Genomic DNA, 19,970 nt, shown 5'->3' with positions numbered 1-19,970 from the left:
CGCATGCCCGAGTCGGTGCTGCGCAAGCGGCCGGCCCAGATCGTCGCTCCCCCGCCCGGCACCATCACGGGCCCTCTGCCGGCGCCGCCCCAGACCCGCGGCCGCCCGGCTTTCCGCGCGCCCAGCCCGCGCCCGATGCCCGCGACTCCGCCCCGCCCCATGCGCGGCAAGAAGCCGTGGCCGATCGGGATGATCGCGCTCGCGCTGCTCTTCCTCGGCCTGTTCGTCGTCGCGATGGGGCTCGGGGCGGCGACCAGCGTCGACCTGACCGGTTTGTTCGGCGGGACGGAGAAGAGCCAGGCGCCGCCGCGGGCCTTCCCGGTGCTCGAACCCAGCCGGCCGGAACGGCTGAGCATCCCGGCCATCAACGTGCAGGCGCCGATCCTCGAGGTGGGCCGCGCGCCCGACGGGTCGGTGGGCGTCCCGCCGCTCAAGCGGCACAACGAGGCGGGCTGGTTCGACGGCGGGCCCACCCCGGGCCAGTTCGGGCCGGCCCTGATCGTCGGGCACGCCGACACCCGTACGGGTCCGTCGGTCTTTCATGCCCTGCCCAAGCTCAAGCCGGGGCAGCGTATCGAGGTCACCCGGGCCGACAACTCGGTCGCGGTCTTCGAGGTGAACTCGGTCGAGCACTTCGACAAGGGCAAGCTGCCGGTGCAGCGGGTCTACGGCGACTACAGCCGCCCGTCGCTGCGCCTGGTGACCTGTGGTGGCCGCTGGGTGGGTGGCAGCACGGGTTACTCCGACAACATCGTCGTCTTCGCCTCACTGGTCGCCGGCAAGAACACCTAGGCGGAAAAAGTTACGCCGCCTCGGCCGTGACGGCCGGGGAGGCGGGCAGGTCGAGCCAGTCGGCCCAACGAGGGTCGGGCGTGCGGTGTCCCAGCACCCGCCAGGCCACTCCCCGAGGGGCCGCCGGTATCTGGTGCAGCCGCCAGCCCAGCTCGGCCGGGGTCTTGTCGCCCTTGCTGTGATTGCACTTGGCGCAGGCGGCCACGACGTTGTCCCAGGCGTGCAGGCCCCCGCGGCTGCGCGGGAAGACATGGTCGATGGTCTCGGCCGAGCCGCGGCAGTAGGCGCAGCGGCCGCCGTCGCGGGCGAAGATCGCCCGGCGGGAGAGGCCGACATGAGTCCGGTACGGAACCTTCACGTACCTCGTCAGGCGGACCACGGACGGGACCGGGAGGGTGGTGCGCGCGCTGTGCAGGATGCCCTCGCCGTCGGAGACACACTCGGCCTTGGCGGTCAGCACGAGGATGGTCGCTCGACGCACCGATACGACGCACAGCGGCTCGTAGGTGGCGTTCAGAACCAACGCGGATGAGCCAACTGTAGGTCGTATGTCAGGCATCGCGATCACCCTCCGGTGTCAGCGCTAGTCACCGCTCCTGAAATTGCCGTAGCTGGGTAGGGGCGTCGGCGACGACGCCTCGTGGGCCAATAGTCCCTGATGAATAACCAAATTGCGAGCACAATCCGTGGCTGAACGGTAAACGTCTGAGGTCACCGCGCTGTGTGGTGCCTGGGAGGTGACCCAGCCGCGCCCGGTACGGTGGCTACCCGTGTTGTTCCTAGCCCCCAGTCCCAGTCCGTCCCCGTCGACCGACATCTTCACGACCCCGGACGTGTCGGCGATCTGCAACACCGACGTGGTGTGCAGCCGGGTCTACGAGTGGACGAACAATCAGTGGCTGGCCAACAGCAGCTACGTGATCATCGTGAAGCCGCTGCGGATCCTCGGCATCATCCTGGTCGCGATGATCATCCGGTGGCTGCTGCACCGGGCGATCGACCGGCTGACCCACAGCACCAGCCGCGCCTCGATGCCCGCGCTGCTGCGCCCGCTCAAGGAGCGGGTCGCCACCACCACCGCCGAGGACGGCCAGTTCATCCCGGAGCGGCGGCGCCAGCGGGCCGAGGCGATCGGGTCGGTGCTGCGCAGCTTCGTCAGCGCGGTGGTCTACACCATGGGTGCCCTGCTGGTCTTCGGTGAGCTCGGCTTCAACCTGGGCCCGCTGCTGGCCAGTGCCGGCATCGTCGGCGTGGCGCTCGGCTTCGGCGCCCAGAGCCTGGTCAAGGATCTGATAGCCGGCCTGTTCATGCTGCTCGAGGACCAGTACGGCGTCGGCGACACGGTCGACGTGGGCGAGGCGACCGGTGTGGTCGAGACCGTGGGCCTGCGCATCACCACGATCCGCGACGCGCGCGGCGTGCTGTGGTACATCCGCAACGGCGAGATCGTCCGGGTCGGCAACAAGAGCCAGGGCTGGGCCATGGTGGTGATCGACATCCCGATCGGCTTCGTCAACTCCGAGCAGGCGATCGCGGTGCTGCGCGAGGCGTCCGCCGCCGTGGCCGACGAGCCCGAGCACCAGACCGAGTTCCTGGAGCCGCCGGACGTGGTCGGCGTCGAGCAGCTGACCGTCGACGGGGCGGTGATCCGGACGATCGCCAAGACCACGGCCGACGGTCAGGTGACCGTCCAGCGGGAGCTCCGGCGGGCCCTCACCGAGGCGCTGGAGGCCTCCGGACTGTCCGAACGCATCGCCGCTTCTCGATTGATGCCGCGGGGCGCCGTGCCGCCGCCTTACCTGCAGGGAGGGCGGGACGACGAGCAGCCGGGCGGAGCGACCTGAGCGCGGATCAGCCCGTCCGGGGGAGGTCCGGCCTCGGCCGAACGGCCGACATATCACCCGTACGCACTAGCATCGACTCGGACGATCGGGCAGAATCCGCTTGAGCATCTGCACATGCGGCATCACGTTCGCGTCCGGCGCCAACCCGCGCGGGCGCGCCCGGGTGACCGCCGTGATCCGGCGGAACGCCGACATCGATGGAGGACCTGGTGTCCGGAGACCCGGATTCGCGGACGGCACGCCATGCCGCTGCGACTACGGAGGGTGATCAAAGGATCACTTTCCGTGACCTGTTCGCCATTCGCGAATTCCGGGCGCTCTACTTCTCGCTGATCTTCAACTGGGTCGGTGACTACCTCGCACGGGCCGCCATCACCGTCCTGGTCTACGAGCAGAGCAAGTCCGTGCTGCTTTCGGCGGCCGCCTTCGCGGTCTCCTTCCTGCCCTGGGTGATCGGCGGCACGCTGCTCGCGGCGCTGGCCGAGCGCTATCCGTACCGCCGGGTCCTGATCACCGCGGACGTCTACCGCATGGTGCTCATCTCGCTGCTGCTCATCCCGCACGTGCCGATCCCGGTCATGCTGCTGATCATCTTTTTGGCCAGCCTCGGCACCCCACCCACTCAGGCCGCTCGCTCGGCGCTCCAGCCGCTGGTGGTGGGCCGCGACAAACTGCCCATCGCGGTCGCCACCAACGCGACCAGCGTGCAGGCGGCCCAGGTCTTCGGCTATCTGGCCGGGGCCGCCCTGGCCACCGCCATCAGCCCGCGGGTGGCCCTGTTCATCGACGTGGTCACCTTCGCCGTCTCGGCGATCCTGGTCGTCGCGTTCGTCCGGCCCCGGCCGCCCGCGCACGACCGGGCCGAGCGGCGCCACCTGCTGCGCGAGTCGGGCGAGGGCTTCCGCCTGGTGTTCGGCACGGTCACACTGCGGTCGATCGCGATCATGATGTTCGTCCTGACCATGTTCGCGGTCGTGCCCGAGGGCCTGGCCGCGGCCTGGGCCGCCGAGAGCAGCGCCGACGAGGCCACCCGGGGGCTCAACCAGGGCCTGATCATGGCGGCCGGGCCGATCGGGTTCGTGGTCGGCGGCCTGCTGATCAGCCGGCTCGCCGGGCCCGCGCTGCGCGACCGGCTGGTGCGGCCGCTGGCCGTGCTGTCGGCGCTCGCACTGGTGCCGGCCCTGACCGCCCCGCCGGCCCCGATCGTCGCCATCCTGGTCGCGCTCTCGGGGATCGCCCAGGGCGGCGTCGCGCCCACCCTGAACGGCAAGTTCGTGCTGATCCTGCCGCACGGCTACCGGGCCCGGGCGTACGGCGTGATGCAGACCGGCCTCCAGCTCAGCCAGTTCACCGCGGTGATGGTCACCGGTCTGCTGGCCGACCAATTCTGGCTGCCGATGGTGGTCGGCCTGTGGAGCATCGGGGGCGCGGCCGCGATGGCCCTGCTGGCCTACCGGTGGCCCAGCCCGGGCACCTTCGCCGCTGCCATCGAGGGTCAGCTCACTTCGCCGATGTCGGCGCCGGCCCCGCTGCGGGCTCCCGTGGCGACGACCAGCGTCACACCCGAGCGGCCCTGACCACAGCGGTCGACCCGGCCGCCGGCTGGCAGGATGGACGGGTGAGCGCACCCATCCCCCAAGAAGCCAGCTTCTTCGACGCCGTCGGCGGCGAGCCCACGTTCCGGCGCCTCGTCGACCGCTTCTACCAGGGCGTCGCCGACGATCCGCTGCTCCGGCCGATGTATCCGGAAGAGGACCTCGGCCCCGCCGCCGACCGGCTGGCGCTCTTCCTGATGCAGTACTGGGGCGGTCCGAATACGTATTCGTCGAGCCGGGGGCACCCGCGGCTGCGCATGCGGCACGCACCCTTCGTGGTGGATGTGGCCGCCCGTGACGCCTGGCTCAAGCACATGCGCGACGCGGTCGACTCGCTGGAGCTCCCGCGGCCTCAGCACGACCAGTTGTGGGACTACCTGGAGCGGGCGGCGTATTTCATGGTCAACAAGATGGAAAATCCCTGATCGTTTCCGGCGCGGCTGCCGGGTCGTTGAGTGGGTGACGAACCCGCCGATCACCTGTTAATTCGGGTATAACGACCAGGAGCTCCGCCATGCGCCGCCGCCTGCTCGCCGCCGCCACCGTTGTTGCCGCCGCCGTGGCGTGCGCGCACCCGGCCGCGGCCGACATGGCCCACTCCACCGTGGTGTCCCCCAACCCCGTCGACTTCACGCCGCACGTGCTGGACGGCACCGTCTGGTCGATGGCCGTGGTCGGCGACACCGTCGTCGTCGGCGGCGCCTTCACCAAGGTCGCCGACGCCGGCCGCCGGACCACCTTCGCGCGCAAGAACATCTTCGCGTACGGCCTGCGCGACGGCGCGGTGCGCACCTTCGCCCCGCAGGTCGACGGCGCGGTCTACTCGCTCGCGTCCGGCTCCGACGGCACGGTTTATGCCGGTGGCGCCTTCAAGACGGTCAACGGCACCACCCAGCGTGGGCTTACCAAGCTCACCCTGGGCGGCCAGCGGGTCAGCGCCTTCGGCGCCAGGATCGCGTGGGGGGACGTGCGGGCGCTGCAGGCTCGCGGTTCCCGGCTGTACGCGTCGGGCACGTTCCAGGCGATCAACGGGGTGAACCGGGCCGGCCTGGCCCGGCTGAGCGCGACCACCGGCGCGGTCGACACCGGGTTCGACACCAAGCTGAGCGCGCCCGGCCTGACCCGCACCCGGGTCGAGCACTTCGACATCTCACCCGACGGGCGCAAGCTGGTCGCGGTCGGGGCGCTGCTGCGGGCGAGCGGGTACGACCGCACCCAGATCGCCATGTTCGACGTGGCCGGGCCGTCGGCGCTGCTGACGAGCTGGTACACCGACGCCTACAAGCCGCAGTGCATGAAGGGCTTCGACACCTACCTGCGGCAGGTGAAGTTCTCGCCCGACGGCTCGTACTTCGTGGTCGCCGCGACCGGGCGCGCGTCCTCGCCGGACCGGCTCTGCGACTCGGCGGCCCGCTTCGAGGTGGCCGGTTCCGGCCGGCACAACCCGACCTGGGTGCAGCGGACCGGCGGGGACTCGCTCTACGCGGTGGCGGTGACCGGCTCCGCGGTCTACCTCGGCGGGCACCAGCGTTACTTCGACAACCCGCACGGCACCGACGCCAAGGGACCGGGGCCGGGCGCAGTGTCGCGAGTGGGCATCGGCGCGGTCAGCCCGAGCACCGGGCGCGCGCTGTCGTGGAACCCGACCCGCAAGCGTGGCGTGGGTGTCCGCGTCTTCGTCGCCACGCCGGAGGGTCTGCTGGTCGGCTCGGACACCGACCAGCTGGGGCGCGAATACCACGGGCGGATCGGCATGTTCCCGCTCCGTTAGAGCAACGCGCCCTCGTCGTGCAGCCAGTCGACGAACGAGGTGGCCACGGCGGCGCCGCAGTCGAGCAGCTCGACCAGCAGGGCGTCGTGGGTGCCGGCGGCCAGGGGGATCTGGAGCTCGGCATAGATCGGGAGTTGGTTCCGCTCGGTGGGGTCGCCCACATACGCCTTGCAGAAGCGGCGGGTGTGGTTCCACTCGTTGACCACGCGGTAGGCGCGGTCGGCCCAGTCGGGCGGGACCGTCGAGTGCGGGCGGGCCCGCATGACGAGGATCTCGTCGTCGGGGCCCTCGAGGGTGAACAGCACCGCGTGCCGCTCCCACATCGCCAGGAGGCTCCCGCCGCCGTCGGCCAGGAACCGGATGTCGAGCAGATCGAGCGCCTTGCCGATGCGCGTGAGCGTCACCGGAGCGACGACCTCGGGCTCCTCGGTAGCAGTGGACTCCACCGGAACCGGAAGCCGGCTCGGCTCGCGCTGCGCGGGAACGCCGACACGCACTGTGCCGTGCGCCGCCGCATCGTCGTCGGCCTCCGTCGCGTTACCTGCGGCCGAGCCCGGACGCCATGACCACCACGGCATCGTTGTGCACCTCACTCCCCAGCGAACCCACTTGCCGGACGTAGCGAGTGGATCCGAGGGCCGACGGTACCCGTACCGGTCGCGGAGGTCATCCCCCCAACCGGAGGGCGGGACCGGTTGTACGACCATGCATCACCCTTTCGGGTGACCACCTATAGGCATAACGGTCAATTTCTTGACCGCCTGTAGCCACGCCACTCCATATGGTGCCGAAAGGCCCACCCAGCTGCCTGCCACCCGCACGCGCGTATCCGGGGTGGCGGCCTCGCCCGGACCCAGGAAACCCATCCGGGAAATCGCCTGGACGAGTCGCTGGGAGACCTCCACCGAGCGGCCGCCGGGCGCGGTGACGACGAGGGCCACGTGATCGAGCAGAGCGTCCCGGACGGCCCGCTGGCCCACCGAGCGGCCGGCCAGACCGCCCGCCGAGACCTCGCGCAGGGTGCCGGCCGCGGCGTCGGCCAGCCGGCTCAACTCGGCGCCGGAGACCGACTCGACCGTCTCCCCGGCCGGCGGCGGCAACGGCCACCGCCAGTCGGCGTCGCGCCGGGTCGGCAGCTCGGCCCCACCCCCGGCCAGCACGGCGAGCAACTCACCGGCCGCGACCGTGGCGTCGCCGGGCCCGGGTCCGGCCACCTCTCGGGTGACCAGCACGTCCCACGGCAGCTTGCCCCAGAGGGCGACCCGCCCGCCGGTGGTGCGCAGCCGCACCGGAGCGGCCGGGTCGAGCCGGGTGAGCCGGGCCAGGAAGGCGCCGGCGTCGGGAACCCCGAGCAGCCCGTGCGGGCTCATGACACGAGGTAGGGCCGGAGGAACTCGCGCTCGGCCTCGCTGAGCCGGCGTGGGTGGCCGTTGGCCAGGTTGTACGGCACACAGACCGACTGGGCCCGGCTGGCCAGCACACCGTCGTCGAACAGCTCGTAGGAGACGGTGAACGCCGCCGCGCGCTGCTCGGAGATCCACATCTCGATGCGCACCGGATCTCCATAGTCGACCGGGCGCAGGTAGTCGACCTCGTGGCGGGCGATCACGATGCCCTCCTCGAAGGAGCCGAGCCCATGCTCGCGCGCGCCGACGAAGAACATGGCAACGCGCGCCTCCTCGTAGAGAGTGAGGAAGCGCGCGTTGTTGACGTGCCCGTACGCGTCCATGTCGGACCAGCGCACGGGCACATCGTGGATGAACCGCTTCATCGCGTTTCTTCCGGCTTTCCGCCGCCGGCCGGCTCAGTCACGAGTGAGCTTGCGGTAGGTGACACGGTGCGGACGGGCCGCGTCGGCGCCGAGACGGTCGATCTTGTTCTTCTCGTACGCCTCGAAGTTGCCCTCGAACCAGAACCACTTGTCGGGCTCCTCGTCGGTGCCCTCCCACGCCAGCATGTGGGTGGCCACCCGGTCGAGGAACATCCGGTCGTGGGAGATGACCACGGCGCAGCCCGGGAACTCGAGCAGCGCGTTCTCCAGGCTGCCCAGGGTCTCGACGTCGAGGTCGTTGGTCGGCTCGTCGAGCAGGATCACGTTGCCGCCGATCTTCAGCGTCAGCGCGAGGTTGAGCCGGTTGCGCTCGCCACCGGAGAGCACCTTGACCGGCTTCTGCTGGTCGGGACCCTTGAAGCCGAACGCCGCCACGTACGCCCGGGAGGGCATTTCGACCTTGCCGACCATCAGGTGGTCGAGACCGTCGGAGACGACCTCCCACACCGTCTGGGTGCCCTGCAGACCCTCGCGGCTCTGGTCCACGTACGACAGCTGGACCGTCTCGCCGACCCGGACCGTGCCCTCGTCCGGCTTCTCGAGCCCGACGATGGTCTTGAAGAGCGTGGTCTTGCCGACACCGTTGGGCCCGATGATGCCGACGATCCCGTTACGCGGCAGCGAGAACGACAGGTGGTCGATCAACGTCCGGCCGTCGAAGCCCTTGGTCAGGTCCTTGGTCTCGATGACCGTGCTGCCCAGACGCGGGCCCGGCGGGATCTGGATCTCCTCGAAGTCCAGCTTCCGGGTCTTCTCGGCCTCGGTGGCCATCTCGTCGTACCGGTCGAGACGGGCCTTGCTCTTGGTCTGGCGGGCCTTGGCGTTGGACCGCACCCACTCGAGCTCCTCGGTGAGGCGCCGCTTGAGCTTGGCGTCCTTACGACCCTCGACCGCCAGGCGCTGCGCCTTCTTGTCCAGGTAGGTCGAGTAGTTGCCCTCGTAGGGGTACGTCCGGCCGCGGTCCAGCTCGAGGATCCAGTTGGCCACGTTGTCCAGGAAGTACCGGTCGTGCGTGATGGCGATGACAGTGCCGGCGTACTTGGCCAGGTGCTGCTCCAGCCAGCTCACGCTCTCGGCGTCCAGGTGGTTGGTGGGCTCGTCGAGCAGCAGCAGGTCGGGCGCCTCGAGCAGCAGCTTGCACAGCGCGACCCGGCGGCGCTCACCACCGGAGAGCTGGGTGACGTCGGCGTCCGGCGGCGGGCAGCGCAGCGCGTCCATCGCCAGCTCGAGCTGGGAGTCGAGATCCCAGGCGTTGACGTTGTCGAGCTGCTCCTGGAGCTTGCCCATCTCGTCCATGAGCTCGTCGGTGTAGTCGGTCGCCATCTCTTCGGCGATCTTGTTGAACCGGTCGAGCTTGGCCTTGGTCTCGGCGACCGCTTCCTCGATGTTGCCGAGGACGGTCTTCTCCTCGTTCAGCGGCGGCTCCTGGGCCAGCATGCCGACGGTGTGGCCGGGCATCAGCCGGGCCTCGCCGTTGCTGAGCGTCTCGACGCCGGCCATGACCTTGAGGAGCGTGGACTTTCCGGCACCGTTGGGGCCGACGACGCCGATCTTGGCGCCCGGCAGGAAGTTCAGCGTCACGTTGTCGAGCACGACCTTGTCGCCGTGCGCCTTGCGCGCCTTTTCCAGGACGTAAATGAACTGGGCCACGCTGCGCCCTACCTCCGTGATCGTGATTTTCAAGCCGGACGAGCGCCGGATGAGTTGCAGAATGCAGGGGCAATCTTTCCAGGTCGCCCACGTGCCGCTGTTAACAACCCCGGCCCGGCCCCGCCGATTCCCGGTCAGTCGATGCGACGGACCTCGTCGCGCTGCGGCTCGGTGCCCTTCTTGGCATAGGTCAGCGAGAACGTGGTCGGGGAGATCGCGAAGACGTTTCCGTCCGGCGCCTCGACCTTGTAGCTGTCCTTCCCAACCCTCTCCACGCCCGGCAGGAAGAGGCCGTTCGTGCCCTGGACGAGCGGTTTGCCGACGTTGGTCCAGCTTTGGTAATAGAGTCCGCCCTGCGCGTCGGTGCAGATCCACCAGGTGCTGTTGGTGCGGTCGGCGTAGACCTTGAGGATCTGCCACAGCTCCGAGGTGTGGCCGGTCTCCTTCGCCTTCCGCCGGGCGGCGTCGGGGCACCACGGGCCGGGCGGCGTGAAACCGGGCTCGGACGACTCGGTGGGCTCGGTGGCCGACTCCGATCCGGCACCGCTCGCGCGATCCTCGTCGCGCTGACGCTCACCGAGGACGAAACCGCCCGCCAGGCCCAGAATCGTCAAGAAAACCGTGGCAATCACCACAGGGAAGAAGATCGGCCGCCGGGGCGGGGAAAGATCAGCGGACGGTGTCACGGGCCCAGGATGGCACCCGGCCGCCAGCGCAGTCCACGACGGCGGCACAGACTGGGCACGCCTCGTGCTGCTACGCACAGTAGGCTCACAGTGGGAACAGAAACGACCCGGAGGTGCACTCAGCGTGGCCGAACGAAGTTCCTTCGTCGTTGTCGCCAATCGTCTGCCCGTGGACGAAATCACCACCCCGGACGGGGAGCGCCAGTGGCGCACGAGTCCGGGTGGCCTGGTCACCGCGCTGCATCCGGTGCTGACCGAGCACGGGGGCACGTGGATCGGCTGGGCCGGGGGCAATGGTGAGGCACCCGAGCCGTTCGATCTCGAGGGCATCCACATCCACCCGGTGCCGCTGAGCGCCGAGGAGCTGGAGCGCTACTACGAGGGCCAGTCCAACGCGACGATCTGGCCGCTCTATCACGACGCCGTCGAGACACCGGTGTACAAGCGGCGCTGGCGCGAGGCCTATCGCACGGTCAACCAGCGCTTCGCGCAGGCCGCGGCCGAGGTGGCCGACGACGGCGCCACCGTCTGGGTGCAGGACTACCAGCTTCAGCTCGTGCCGGCCATGCTGCGCGAGCTGCGCCCCGACCTCAAGATCGGGTTCTTCCTGCACATCCCGTTCCCGCCGATCGAGCTGTTCATGCAGATGCCGTTCCGGGCCGAGGTGCTCCGCGGCCTGCTCGGGGCCGATCTGGTGGGCTTCCAGCAGCGACTGGCCGCGCAGAATTTCGTACGCCTGGCCCGGCACCTCCTCGGCCTGCGCTACGAGGGTCAGTCGATCCAGGTCGACGGGCGCAAGGTCAAGGCGGGCGCGTTCCCGATCAGCATCGACACGCGCGAGATGGAACGACTCGCGGCCGACCCCAAGGTGCAGGCCCGGGCCAAGGAGATCCGGGCCGAGCTCGGTGACCCCAAGACGATCATCCTGGGCGTCGACCGGCTCGACTACACCAAGGGCATCGAGCTGCGGCTCAAGGCGTTCCGCGAGCTGCTGGCCGACGGCAAGCTCAAGGTCGGTGACGCGGTGATGGTGCAGGTGGCCACGCCGAGCCGCGAGCGCGTCGAGCACTACCAGTCGCTGCGGGTCAAGGTCGAGCGCGAGGTCGGGCGGATCAACGGCGAGTTCGGCCGGGTCGGCGTGCCGGCCGTGCACTACCTGCACCAGTCCTACAGCAAGCAGGAGCTGGCCGCGATGTATGTGGCGGCCGACGTCATGATGGTGACCCCGCTGCGCGACGGCATGAACCTGGTCGCCAAGGAGTACGTCGCCTGCCGCGCCGACACCGGCGGCGCGCTGGTGCTCAGCGAGTTCGCGGGGGCGGCGACCGAGATGCGCCAGTCGTTCCTGTGCAACCCGCACGACCCCGACGGGGTGAAGGACGCGCTGCTGCGGGCCGTCGCGGCCGAGCCGGCCGAGCTCAAGCGGCGGATGCGGGTGATGCAGCGGCACCTGCGCACGCACGACGTGGCGCAGTGGGCCCGGACGTTCCTGGACGCGCTCGAGGTGGCGGCCGAGGGCCGCGAGCCCGAGACCGGCCCGGAGGAGCCGGACGCTCAGTCGACGTAGAGGCAGAACGGGTGACCGGCCGGGTCGAGAAAGACCCGGACGTTCTCCTGCGGCTGGAAGTCGGCGAGCGTGGCACCGGCCTTCGTGGCGTGCTCGCACGCCGCTTCCAGATCCTCGACCCGGATGTCCAGATGCATGCTCATCTGCGGCTGCCCGGCCTGGGCGGGCCAGACCGGCCGGGCATAGAGCTTCTCGCTCTGGAAGGACAGCCCGGCACCACCCCCGGGGGCGCCCAGCACCACCCAGTCGTCCTCGTCCTGGGTCGCGCTCCACCCGAGGAGCCGTTGATAGAAGCCGGCCAGCTCGCGCGCGTCGGGCGCATCCAACACCGTTGCAGTCAGCGTGATCTGTGGCCGTCCGTCCATACCGAACGACCTACCCACACAGTGATGCTTCTATACCGCTGCGTCGACGACCTCTCCGATCACCACGACGGCCGGCGGGCGGATGCCGGCCTCGGCCGCGGCCACGGTGACCTCGCCCAAGGTGCTGCGCAGCGAGCGCTGGTGGCTGGTCGAGCCCTCCTGCACGACGGCGGCCGGAGTGTCGGCGGCGCGGCCCTCGGCGATCAGCCGGGCGGTGATCTTCCCCAGATTCTTCAGACCCATGAGGACCACCACCGTGCCGCGCAGGTGAGCCAGCGCCGCCCAGTCGACCAGCGAATCCGGGTGATCCGGCGGGATGTGCCCGCTGACGACGGTGAACTCGTGCGCGACACCGCGGTGGGTGACCGGGATGCCGGCCAGCGCGGGCGCGGCGATCGAGCTGGTCACACCGGGCACCACGAACACCGGGACGCCGGCCTGGGCGCAGGCGATCGCCTCCTCGCCGCCCCGGCCGAAGACGAACGGGTCGCCGCCCTTGAGCCGGACGACGAACTTCCCCTCGAGCGCCCGCTCGACGAGGATCCGGTTGATCTCCTCCTGAGCCGCGGCCGGTCCGTACGGGATCTTGGCGGCGTCGACGAACTCGACCTCGGGCCGCAGCTCACCCAGCAGCATGCCCGGCACCAGCCGGTCGGCGACCACCACGTCGGCCGCGGCCAGCAGGCGGCGGCCCTTCACGGTGATGAGCTCGGGGTCGCCCGGGCCGGCGCCGACCAGGGCCACGCCTTTGTGCTCGGGCGCGACCGGCGGGCTGCTCTCGAGAGCGTGCGCGACGAGGTCACGGACGGCCATGGCCCGCCGCCGATCGCCGCCGTCGGTGACCGCGACGGTGACCTGGCCGTGCCGGGTCACCGCGGGGGTCCAGGCGGTGGCCGCCTCCCGGTCGTCGGCCCGCACACAGAAGACCCGGCGCTCCTCGGCGGCCGCGCTGACCTGCGCGGCCGCGACCGGGTCGTCGATCGCGACGTGCACCAGCCAGGCACCATCGACGTCGGCCGGGGTGAACCGGCGGGCGCTCCAGCCGGCCCGGCCGGCGTCGACCTGGCCCCGCAGAGCCGGGGTCAGCTCGGGTGACACGATCTCGACCACCGCTCCCGCGGCGAGCAGGGCGGGGACCCGGCGGGTGGCCACCGCACCACCGCCGACCACCAGCACCCGGCGGCCGGTCAGCTTGAGTCCGAGGGGATAGACGCTCACTTCTCCGACACTCCCGCGGAATCGAAGGTGGCCACCTCGTGCAGCACCCGGACGGCGGCCGTGACGACCGGCAGCGCGAGTGCGGCGCCGCTGCCCTCGCCCAGACGCATGCCCAGGTCGAGCAGGGGTTCGAGGCCCAGGTGGGCGAGCGCGACGGTGGCGCCGGGCTCGGCCGAGCGGTGCCCGGCGACCATCGCGGCCACGGCGTCGGGGGCGAACGCGGCGGCGGCCAGGGCGGCCGACGCGGCGATCACGCCGTCGATGATCACCGGCACCCGGTGCGCGGCCGCACCGAGGATGAAGCCGGTCAGGGCCGCGTGCTCGAGCCCGCCGACGGCGGCCAGCACACCGAGCGGATCGGCCGGGTCGGGCCGGTGCAGCTCGAGAGCGCGCCGGACCACCGCGACCTTGTGCTCGAGCGTCGCGTCGTCGATGCCGGTGCCGCGCCCGGTGGCCAGCACCGGATCGGTGCCGGTGAAGACCGCGATCAGGGCGGCCGCGGGGGTGGTGTTGGCGATTCCCATGTCCCCGGTGAGCAGGCACTTGGCGCCCGAGGTGACCAATGCGCGGGCGACGCCGAGACCGACCTCGACGGCGGCCCGGGCCTCGTCACGGGTGAGCGCCGGCCCCACGGACAGGTCGCGGGTGCCGCGGCGCACATTGGCGTCGAGCAGGGTGGCGCCGCCGTGCAGCGGGATGGCCACGCCGACGTCGATCACCATCACGTCGGCCCCGGCCTGGCGCGCGAACGCGTTGACGACCGCGCCGCCGGCCACGAAGTTGGCCACCATCTGCGCGGTCACCTCCTGCGGCCACGGGGTGACGCCCTGGGCGTGCACGCCGTGGTCACCGGCGAAGACGGCGACCGTGGCCGGCTCCGGAAACGGCGGTGGGCAGACTCCGGCCAGGCCGGCCAGGCGTACGGAAAGCTCCTCGAGCGTGCCCAGGGAGCCGGCCGGCTTGGTCAGCCGGGCCTGCAGATCGCGGGCGGCGGCCATGGCCGCCTCGTCGGCGGGCCGGACGGCGGCGATCGTCGCCTCCAGGTCGGCGGTCACGGGCGCTCCTTGAGTACGGCGGTCAGAACGTCGGCGAATGCGTCGGTAGTGGCAGTGTCGCGCACCGCGATGCGCAGCCAATCGGCGCCCAGCCCGGGAAAGGTGTCCCCCCGGCGTACGGCATAACCGCGTTCCCGCAGCTCGAGGCGCACTTTGTCGGCCCCGGGCAGCCGTACGGCGACAAACGCGCTCGCCGGATCACCGGCCACCGTGAGCTTCGGCACGTGCCGGAGCCGGGTCACCAGGTGGGCCCGGTCGGCCGCCAGACGGGCGGCGATCCCGCGTTCGGCCGCGACCGCCCCGGGCGAGGCGCACGCGGTCGCGGCGACCAGCGCCGGCGTCGACACCGCCCACAACGGTTGCGCGGCGGCGAGCCGGGGCAGCAGCGCCGCCGGGCCGAGCAGATAGCCGATGCGAAGGCCGGCCAGCCCCCACGTCTTGGTCAGGCTGCGCAGCACGACCAGACCGGGCAGGTCACCGCGGCCGGCCAGGGACTCCGGCTCGCCGGGCACACCCGCGCGGTACGTCGTGTCGGAGAACGCCTCGTCGACGACCAGGACGCGGCCGGGGCGGGCCAGCGCGGCGATCCGCGCCGCCGGGTGCAGCACCGAGGTCGGGTTGGTGGGGTTGCCGACGAAGACCAGGTCGGCGTCGTCCGGCACGAGCGCCGGATCGAGCCGGAATCCGTCCTGCTCGCGCAGCAGCACCCGATCGACGACGTGGCCGGCGTTGGTCAGGGCGGCCTCGGGCTCGGTGAACTGCGGGTGCACGACGACCGGGCGGCGGGCGCCACGCAGCGCCTGGGCGAGCACCACGAAGGCCTGAGCGGCACCCGCGGTCAGCAGGACCTCGGCCGGCTCCCGGCCGTGCCGGGCGGCCACGGCGGCGGTGGCCGCGGTGGGGTCGGGATAGGCGGCCAGATCGTCGAGGGAGGCTCGCAGGGGCTCGGCGAGCCAGGCCGGCATCGGAGCGCGGCGTACGTTGACCGCCAGATCGACCAGCCCGGCGCCCACCTCCGTGTCGCCGTGGTGGCCGAGGTCGATCGTCATGAGATCAGGATGCCTGACCCGGTGCTCGTCTCACTTTCGGCTGATTCGATCGGCCCTGGGAGCTTTTGTCATACCTTCATATGGTGGCAGCCGGAAAAGTCGCACCCCTCGTCCGCGCCGGGTTGATCGCGGGTCTCGTGATCGCCGGTCTCGCCTATCCCCTCGCCGCCGTCGCCGGTCTCGGTGTCAAGGCGGGCACCGAAGCTCTTCAGGCCATGCCGGAAGAGTTGATCGAGGTGCCGAGCGCCCAGACCACGTACGTCTACGCCAACGACGGCAAGACTCTGCTGACGATGTTCTATGAGGAACACCGCCGGCCGATCAGCATCAAGGACATGTCGCCGTTCGTCACCCAGGCGATCGTGGCTTCCGAGGACACCCGCTTCTACGAGCACAACGGCGTCGACGCCAAGGGCGTGGCCCGCGCGTTCGTCGCCAACCAGCAGGCCGGCGGCGTCTCCCAGGGCGCGTCGACCTTGACCATGCAGTACGTCCGGATGGCGTTGCGCGACAGTGCGAAGACGCCGAAGGAAGCACTCGAGGCGACCGAGCAGACGACCTCGCGCAAGCTGCGGGAGATGCGGCTCGCCATCGAACTCGAGAAGCGCCTGACCAAACCGGAGATCCTCGAGCGCTACCTGAACGCGGCCTACTACGGCCACCGGGCCTACGGGATCTTCGCCGCGGCCCAGGTCTTCTTCTCCAAAACCCCCGACAAGCTCAACCTGACCGAAGCGGCCCTGCTCGCCGGGCTGGTCAAGGCGCCCTCGGCGTACGACCCGGCCAGCAACGACCGCAAGGCCGCCACCGACCGGCGCAACTACGTGATCGACCAGATGCTCAAGATGAAGTCGATCACCCCGCTCCAGGCGACCGAGGCCAAGCGCCAGGCGATCAAGCTCAAGCTCAGCTCGCCGGCCAACGACTGCATCGGCGTCACCGACAAGCACAACGACTGGGGCTTCTTCTGCGACTACCTGCGGTCGTGGTGGAAGGAGCAGCCGGCCTTCGGCCCCGACCCGCAGGAGCGCGAGGCGAATCTGCGGCGCGGCGGCTACCGGGTGATCACCTCGCTCGACCCGAAGATCCAGTCCTCGGCGATGAAGCACATCCTGGACAAGGAGAAGCGGCGCAGCCGGATCGCGCACGGCCAGGTGATCATCGAGCCCGGCACCGGGCGGGTGCTCAGCCTGGCGGTGAACCGGCGCTACTCCCTCGACCAGAGTGGCAACGCGAAGCACAGCCGGTTCAAGGGCGTCAAGGGCAACTACCCGAACACGGTGAACCCGTTGCTGGGCGGGGGCACGATGGCCGGATACCAGGCCGGGTCGACCTTCAAGATCTTCACGATGCTGGCCGCGCTGGACGAGGGGATGCCCCTGAGCACCTCGTTCTACAGCCCGCCGCGGTTCTACTCGAAATACATCACCGCGCCCGGGCCGGCGACCTGCGGCGTGCACTGGTGCCCGAAGAACTCGACACCCTCGATGACCGGCCGGCAGACCATGTGGAGCGGCTTCGGCAAGTCGGTGAACACCTATTTCGTGCAGCTCGAGCAGAAGGTCGGCGCGGACAAGGCGGTGCGGATGGCCGAGCGGCTCGGGCTGCGGTGGCGCACCGAGGTCGACCGCATGCTGGCCTCTCCCGAGCACGCCTCCGGGTGGGGGGCCTTCACGCTCGGGGTCAGCGATGTGACGCCGGTCGAGATGGCCAACGTCTTCGCCACGCTGGCGGCCGACGGCACCTATTGCCAGCCGTTGCCGGTACAGGCGATCAAGACCCGGGACGGGACGGACGCCACCTACAAGGGCAAGGCGATCGCCACGCCGCGCTGCCACCGGGCGGTCAGCGCCGACGTGGCCCGGGCGGCGACGGACGCGGCCCGGTGCGTCACCGGATACGGCGCCGCGCGGGGCGGTTGCGGCGGCTGGGGCACCTCCGAGATGGTCTATGCGACCTTGAAGCGGCCGGTCGCGGGCAAGAGCGGCACCACCGACAGCAACAAGTCGGCCTGGTTCTGCGGCTTCACCCCGCAGCTGGCAGCGGCCGCCTTCGTGGCCGACCCGGACAACCCGGAGATGAACGTCGGCTCCAACCGGTCGACAACCTCGAAGTTCACCGTGGCCGAGACCCTCAAGGACGCACTGAAGGGTCAGCCGAAGGCGAAATTCACCCCGCCCTCGGACGACCTCATCTCCCGCGGAGGCGACCGGGACCGCGACCGGGACGAGGGCCGCGAGCGCGATCGGGACAACGACGACGACGGGGACGACGAGCAGGACTAGGCGGCGGCCCGTCGCCGGCGCGGCGGGCGCCACTTGGCGTCGCGACCGGTGAGGGCGAGCGCCTGGTCGAGCAGGGTGGCCTCGTCGTCGATCGGCACGACCGGACCGAACAGGCCGGGCGTGCCCTCGTCGGAGCCCTGCGCCAGGAACTCGATGAGTGGCTCGAGCGTGCGCGGGTCGACGAAGTATTCCTGACCGGTGGCCCGGGCCAGATCCCAGCTGTGCATGATCAGCTCATTCATCGCCACGTGGCCCAGCGCGGCGGCCGGCATGGTGACGCCGCCGGCCTGGGACGTGCCCGTCCAGGCGGCCGGATCCTTCCAGGAATTGGCCAGGTCCTCCAGCAGGACCGGCAGGCGGCTGCGCCAGTGGCGGGTCAGATGCTGGGCCGAGGGCTCGGGCGCGGAGGAGGTGGCGGGACCGTCGACGCGTTTGTGGGCGGCCTGGGTGAAGGCCACGGACAGGCCCATCAGATGGTCGAGGAGGGTGGCGACGCTCCACCCGGGGCAGGGTGTGGGATTGGCCAGCTCACCGTCGTCGACGCCGAGCAGCAAGGCCCGCAGAACCCGCACCGGCGAGTCGAAATCCAGAGGAACACGATCGGCCACGGCCATCCTCCTTCACGTCGTGCTTGTTAACCCCACGTTACGGCTGGGGTGCGACAGTTTCCCGCACGGTGAAGGGCGTTTTCACGGATGCTTCCCGGAGTCAGGCATTCCGACATTTCGATCTTGCTTCGGGACGCAATCCGGCTTGACGATCGTCGTCCCGACGTGTCCGCGCCGTCAGGACGTGGTGATGTCCACGGTGTCGTTCAGGTTGATCGCGAGCGGCGCCGGAGCGTGCGGCTGAGCCTGCGGCGACGTGGGGCGCAGCGGGATCGGGGGCAGCAGCGGGGCTGGACCGGCGATCGCGGCCGACACGACCCGCTGGGCGATCTCGGGGGCGGCGGCCCAGTGCAGACCCAGTTGCGAGGCGTGGACCTGACGCCAGACGAAGCCCTCCGGGTTGCCGCCCGACCAGGTCCAGGCGGGCACGGCACCGGCACGCGGCGTGACGATGGCCCGGTGCTGTTTGTAGCCGGTGATGCGGGCCCCGGCCGGTGCCAGCGGTGAGGTGGCCGGCGCGGTGGCCTCGCGATAGCCGGCGACGGTCGGCTCGCCGGTCACGGCCGTGGCGTCGAGTACCCCGCACATCGGACGACCGTCGAGATCGCGGCCGAGCCACGGCAGCGCCACCCCCTCGGCGATCACCGGCCAGCCGTCCGCCGCGAACTGGGCGACCGAGGTGCACAGCCGGCGGTTGGCCGACAGCTCCTCGGCATACCCCTCGGGCAGGCCGGACCCGACGACCAGCGCCCGGGTGCCGGCCGGCAGGCACTCGTCGCGCAGCGGGTCGACGACCGCTACGTCGGCGCCGGCCGCGGTGAGCAGCTCGGCCGTCTCGACGTACGTGTAAGGAGCGCCCGGCCCGCCGGCCAGCGCGACCACCGGCCGCTGGTCGAACGCCTCGCCACCGGCCGCCTCGGCCGGGGTCCACAGCGGGCCCGGCAGCGCGGGCGCGGAAGCGGCCAGGGCCACGATCCGGTCGAGGTCGAGACCGCCGGCCACCGCCTCACCCAACCGGCGCACCGCGCGGATCGCCTCGACCGTACGGTGCGCGACCGGCACCGGACCGTGTGCGCGAGCGGGCAGGACGTTGGGCAGGTCACCGCGGCGCAGCGCGCCCAGCACGGGCATGCCGATGTCGTCGAGCGCGGTGCGCAGCATCTGCTCGTGCCGCGGCGAGGCGACCCGGTTGAGGATGACCCCGCCCAGGTGCACCATCTCGTCGAACATGCGGAAGCCGTGCACCAGGGCGGCCAGCGAGTGACCCATCGAGGCGACGTCGACCACCAGGACGACCGGCGCGCGCAGCACGGCGGCGACGGCCGACGTGCCGTCGATCTCGGGCTGACCGGTGAGCGAGTCGAAGAGACCCATCGCCCCCTCGATCACCGACAGCTGCGTGCCGGTCGCACCGTGCTGGAAGAGCGGGGCGATGCGCTGCGCGCCGACCAGCCGGGGGTCGAGGTTGCGGCCGGGACGGCCGGCGGCCAGACCGAGGTACGCGGCGTCGGTGTGATCGGGGCCGACCTTGAAACCGGCCACCGGGAGGCCGCGGGCCGCACAGGCTGACAGCAGGCCGACCGCGATCGCGGTCTTGCCGTGCCCCGAGGCGGGGGCGCTGACGACCAGGCGGGGCTGGGCGCTCATCGTGGAT

The 19,970-nt window shown here is 71.0% G+C and carries 19 protein-coding genes; 7 read left to right on the top strand and 12 right to left on the bottom strand.

What is annotated here, in order from left to right:
* Positions 1-3 precede the first annotated feature (3 nt).
* Positions 4-792, top strand: a complete 789-nt coding sequence (locus tag NAG42_RS32940; RefSeq protein WP_250035843.1) for a class F sortase — start codon at positions 4-6, stop codon at positions 790-792.
* A gap of 10 nt (positions 793-802) precedes the next feature.
* Here the strand turns inward: NAG42_RS32940 and NAG42_RS32935 are convergent, their stop codons facing one another.
* Entirely contained in the window at positions 803-1,351 is a 549-nt protein-coding gene (locus NAG42_RS32935; RefSeq protein ID WP_250035842.1) for an HNH endonuclease, read from the bottom strand.
* A gap of 211 nt (positions 1,352-1,562) precedes the next feature.
* On the opposite strand from NAG42_RS32935, the gene NAG42_RS32930 reads away from it, so the two are divergent.
* From NAG42_RS32930 to NAG42_RS32915, 4 genes are all read left to right on the top strand, one after another.
* Positions 1,563-2,636, top strand: coding sequence for a mechanosensitive ion channel family protein (locus NAG42_RS32930; RefSeq protein ID WP_438872485.1), 1,074 nt, complete (start codon positions 1,563-1,565; stop codon positions 2,634-2,636).
* A 209-nt stretch (positions 2,637-2,845) separates the two neighbouring features.
* On the top strand, positions 2,846-4,213 hold the full coding sequence (locus NAG42_RS32925; RefSeq protein ID WP_250035841.1) for an MFS transporter: 1,368 nt from the start codon (positions 2,846-2,848) through the stop codon (positions 4,211-4,213).
* A 41-nt stretch (positions 4,214-4,254) separates the two neighbouring features.
* Entirely contained in the window at positions 4,255-4,656 is a 402-nt protein-coding gene (locus NAG42_RS32920; RefSeq protein ID WP_250035840.1) for a globin, read from the top strand.
* Positions 4,657-4,745: 89 nt separating this feature from the next.
* Positions 4,746-6,002, top strand: a complete 1,257-nt coding sequence (locus tag NAG42_RS32915; protein ID WP_250035839.1) for a PKD domain containing protein — start codon at positions 4,746-4,748, stop codon at positions 6,000-6,002.
* On the opposite strand, the gene NAG42_RS32910 is transcribed toward NAG42_RS32915, so the two are convergent.
* The 5 genes from NAG42_RS32910 to NAG42_RS32890 all read right to left on the bottom strand — a co-directional run bounded on the left by NAG42_RS32910 (position 5,999) and on the right by NAG42_RS32890 (position 10,097).
* Positions 5,999-6,580, bottom strand: a complete 582-nt coding sequence (locus tag NAG42_RS32910) for a type III secretion system chaperone family protein (protein ID WP_250035838.1) — start codon at positions 6,578-6,580, stop codon at positions 5,999-6,001. The two genes, NAG42_RS32915 and NAG42_RS32910, sit on opposite strands and share 4 nt — an antisense overlap.
* Before the next feature lie 132 nt (positions 6,581-6,712).
* Positions 6,713-7,372, bottom strand: a complete 660-nt coding sequence (locus NAG42_RS32905; protein ID WP_250035837.1) for a DUF8185 domain-containing protein — start codon at positions 7,370-7,372, stop codon at positions 6,713-6,715.
* Positions 7,369-7,773 carry an acyl-CoA thioesterase gene (locus tag NAG42_RS32900; protein WP_250035836.1) on the bottom strand — a complete coding sequence of 135 codons (405 nt, stop codon included), beginning with the start codon at positions 7,771-7,773 and terminating at the stop codon, positions 7,369-7,371. The genes NAG42_RS32905 and NAG42_RS32900 overlap by 4 nt, the downstream gene beginning before the upstream one ends.
* Positions 7,774-7,806: 33 nt before the next feature.
* Positions 7,807-9,483, bottom strand: coding sequence for an energy-dependent translational throttle protein EttA (gene ettA / locus NAG42_RS32895; protein WP_250035835.1), 1,677 nt, complete (start codon positions 9,481-9,483; stop codon positions 7,807-7,809).
* 134 nt (positions 9,484-9,617) lie between these two features.
* Positions 9,618-10,097 carry a hypothetical protein gene (locus tag NAG42_RS32890; protein WP_250035834.1) on the bottom strand — a complete coding sequence of 160 codons (480 nt, stop codon included), beginning with the start codon at positions 10,095-10,097 and terminating at the stop codon, positions 9,618-9,620.
* Positions 10,098-10,293: 196 nt separating this feature from the next.
* Between NAG42_RS32890 and NAG42_RS32885 the strand changes: the two genes are divergently transcribed.
* Positions 10,294-11,736, top strand: coding sequence for an alpha,alpha-trehalose-phosphate synthase (UDP-forming) (locus tag NAG42_RS32885; protein WP_250035833.1), 1,443 nt, complete (start codon positions 10,294-10,296; stop codon positions 11,734-11,736).
* Here the strand turns inward: NAG42_RS32885 and NAG42_RS32880 are convergent.
* Genes NAG42_RS32880 through cobC form a run of 4 tightly spaced genes read right to left on the bottom strand, consistent with a single transcriptional unit; the run spans position 11,724 to position 15,423 of the window.
* Complete coding sequence (locus tag NAG42_RS32880; protein ID WP_250035832.1) at positions 11,724-12,101, bottom strand: VOC family protein; 378 nt, start codon at positions 12,099-12,101, stop codon at positions 11,724-11,726. The genes NAG42_RS32885 and NAG42_RS32880 overlap by 13 nt on opposite strands.
* A gap of 30 nt (positions 12,102-12,131) precedes the next feature.
* Positions 12,132-13,319, bottom strand: a complete 1,188-nt coding sequence (gene cobA, locus NAG42_RS32875; protein WP_250035831.1) for a uroporphyrinogen-III C-methyltransferase — start codon at positions 13,317-13,319, stop codon at positions 12,132-12,134.
* Entirely contained in the window at positions 13,316-14,374 is a 1,059-nt protein-coding gene (cobT, locus tag NAG42_RS32870) for a nicotinate-nucleotide--dimethylbenzimidazole phosphoribosyltransferase (protein ID WP_308201218.1), read from the bottom strand. The genes cobA and cobT overlap by 4 nt, the downstream gene beginning before the upstream one ends.
* Positions 14,371-15,423 (bottom strand): Rv2231c family histidinol phosphate aminotransferase CobC, encoded by a 1,053-nt coding sequence (cobC, locus tag NAG42_RS32865; protein ID WP_250035829.1) that lies wholly within the window; start codon positions 15,421-15,423, stop codon positions 14,371-14,373. Before cobC ends, cobT begins: the two co-directional genes overlap by 4 nt.
* Before the next feature lie 65 nt (positions 15,424-15,488).
* Between cobC and NAG42_RS32860 the strand changes: the two genes are divergently transcribed.
* Positions 15,489-17,708: a transglycosylase domain-containing protein gene (locus NAG42_RS32860; protein ID WP_250035828.1), complete on the top strand. Its 2,220-nt coding sequence runs from the start codon at positions 15,489-15,491 to the stop codon at positions 17,706-17,708.
* Here the strand turns inward: NAG42_RS32860 and NAG42_RS32855 are convergent.
* Both NAG42_RS32855 and NAG42_RS32850 read right to left on the bottom strand, forming a co-directional pair.
* Positions 17,705-18,316, bottom strand: a complete 612-nt coding sequence (locus tag NAG42_RS32855) for a TIGR03086 family metal-binding protein (RefSeq protein ID WP_250035827.1) — start codon at positions 18,314-18,316, stop codon at positions 17,705-17,707. The genes NAG42_RS32860 and NAG42_RS32855 overlap by 4 nt on opposite strands.
* 177 nt (positions 18,317-18,493) lie before the next feature.
* On the bottom strand, positions 18,494-19,963 hold the full coding sequence (locus NAG42_RS32850; RefSeq protein ID WP_250035826.1) for a cobyrinic acid a,c-diamide synthase CobB: 1,470 nt from the start codon (positions 19,961-19,963) through the stop codon (positions 18,494-18,496).
* Between the last annotated feature and the right edge of the window lie 7 nt (positions 19,964-19,970).

It is taken from the genome of Paractinoplanes maris, from assembly GCF_023544465.1.
In the GTDB taxonomy this organism is placed as follows: Bacteria; Actinomycetota; Actinomycetes; order Mycobacteriales; family Micromonosporaceae; genus Actinoplanes; species Actinoplanes maris.
The sequence above is the reverse complement of the archived record's forward strand: the minus strand, read 5'-3'. Positions and strand labels throughout refer to the sequence as shown.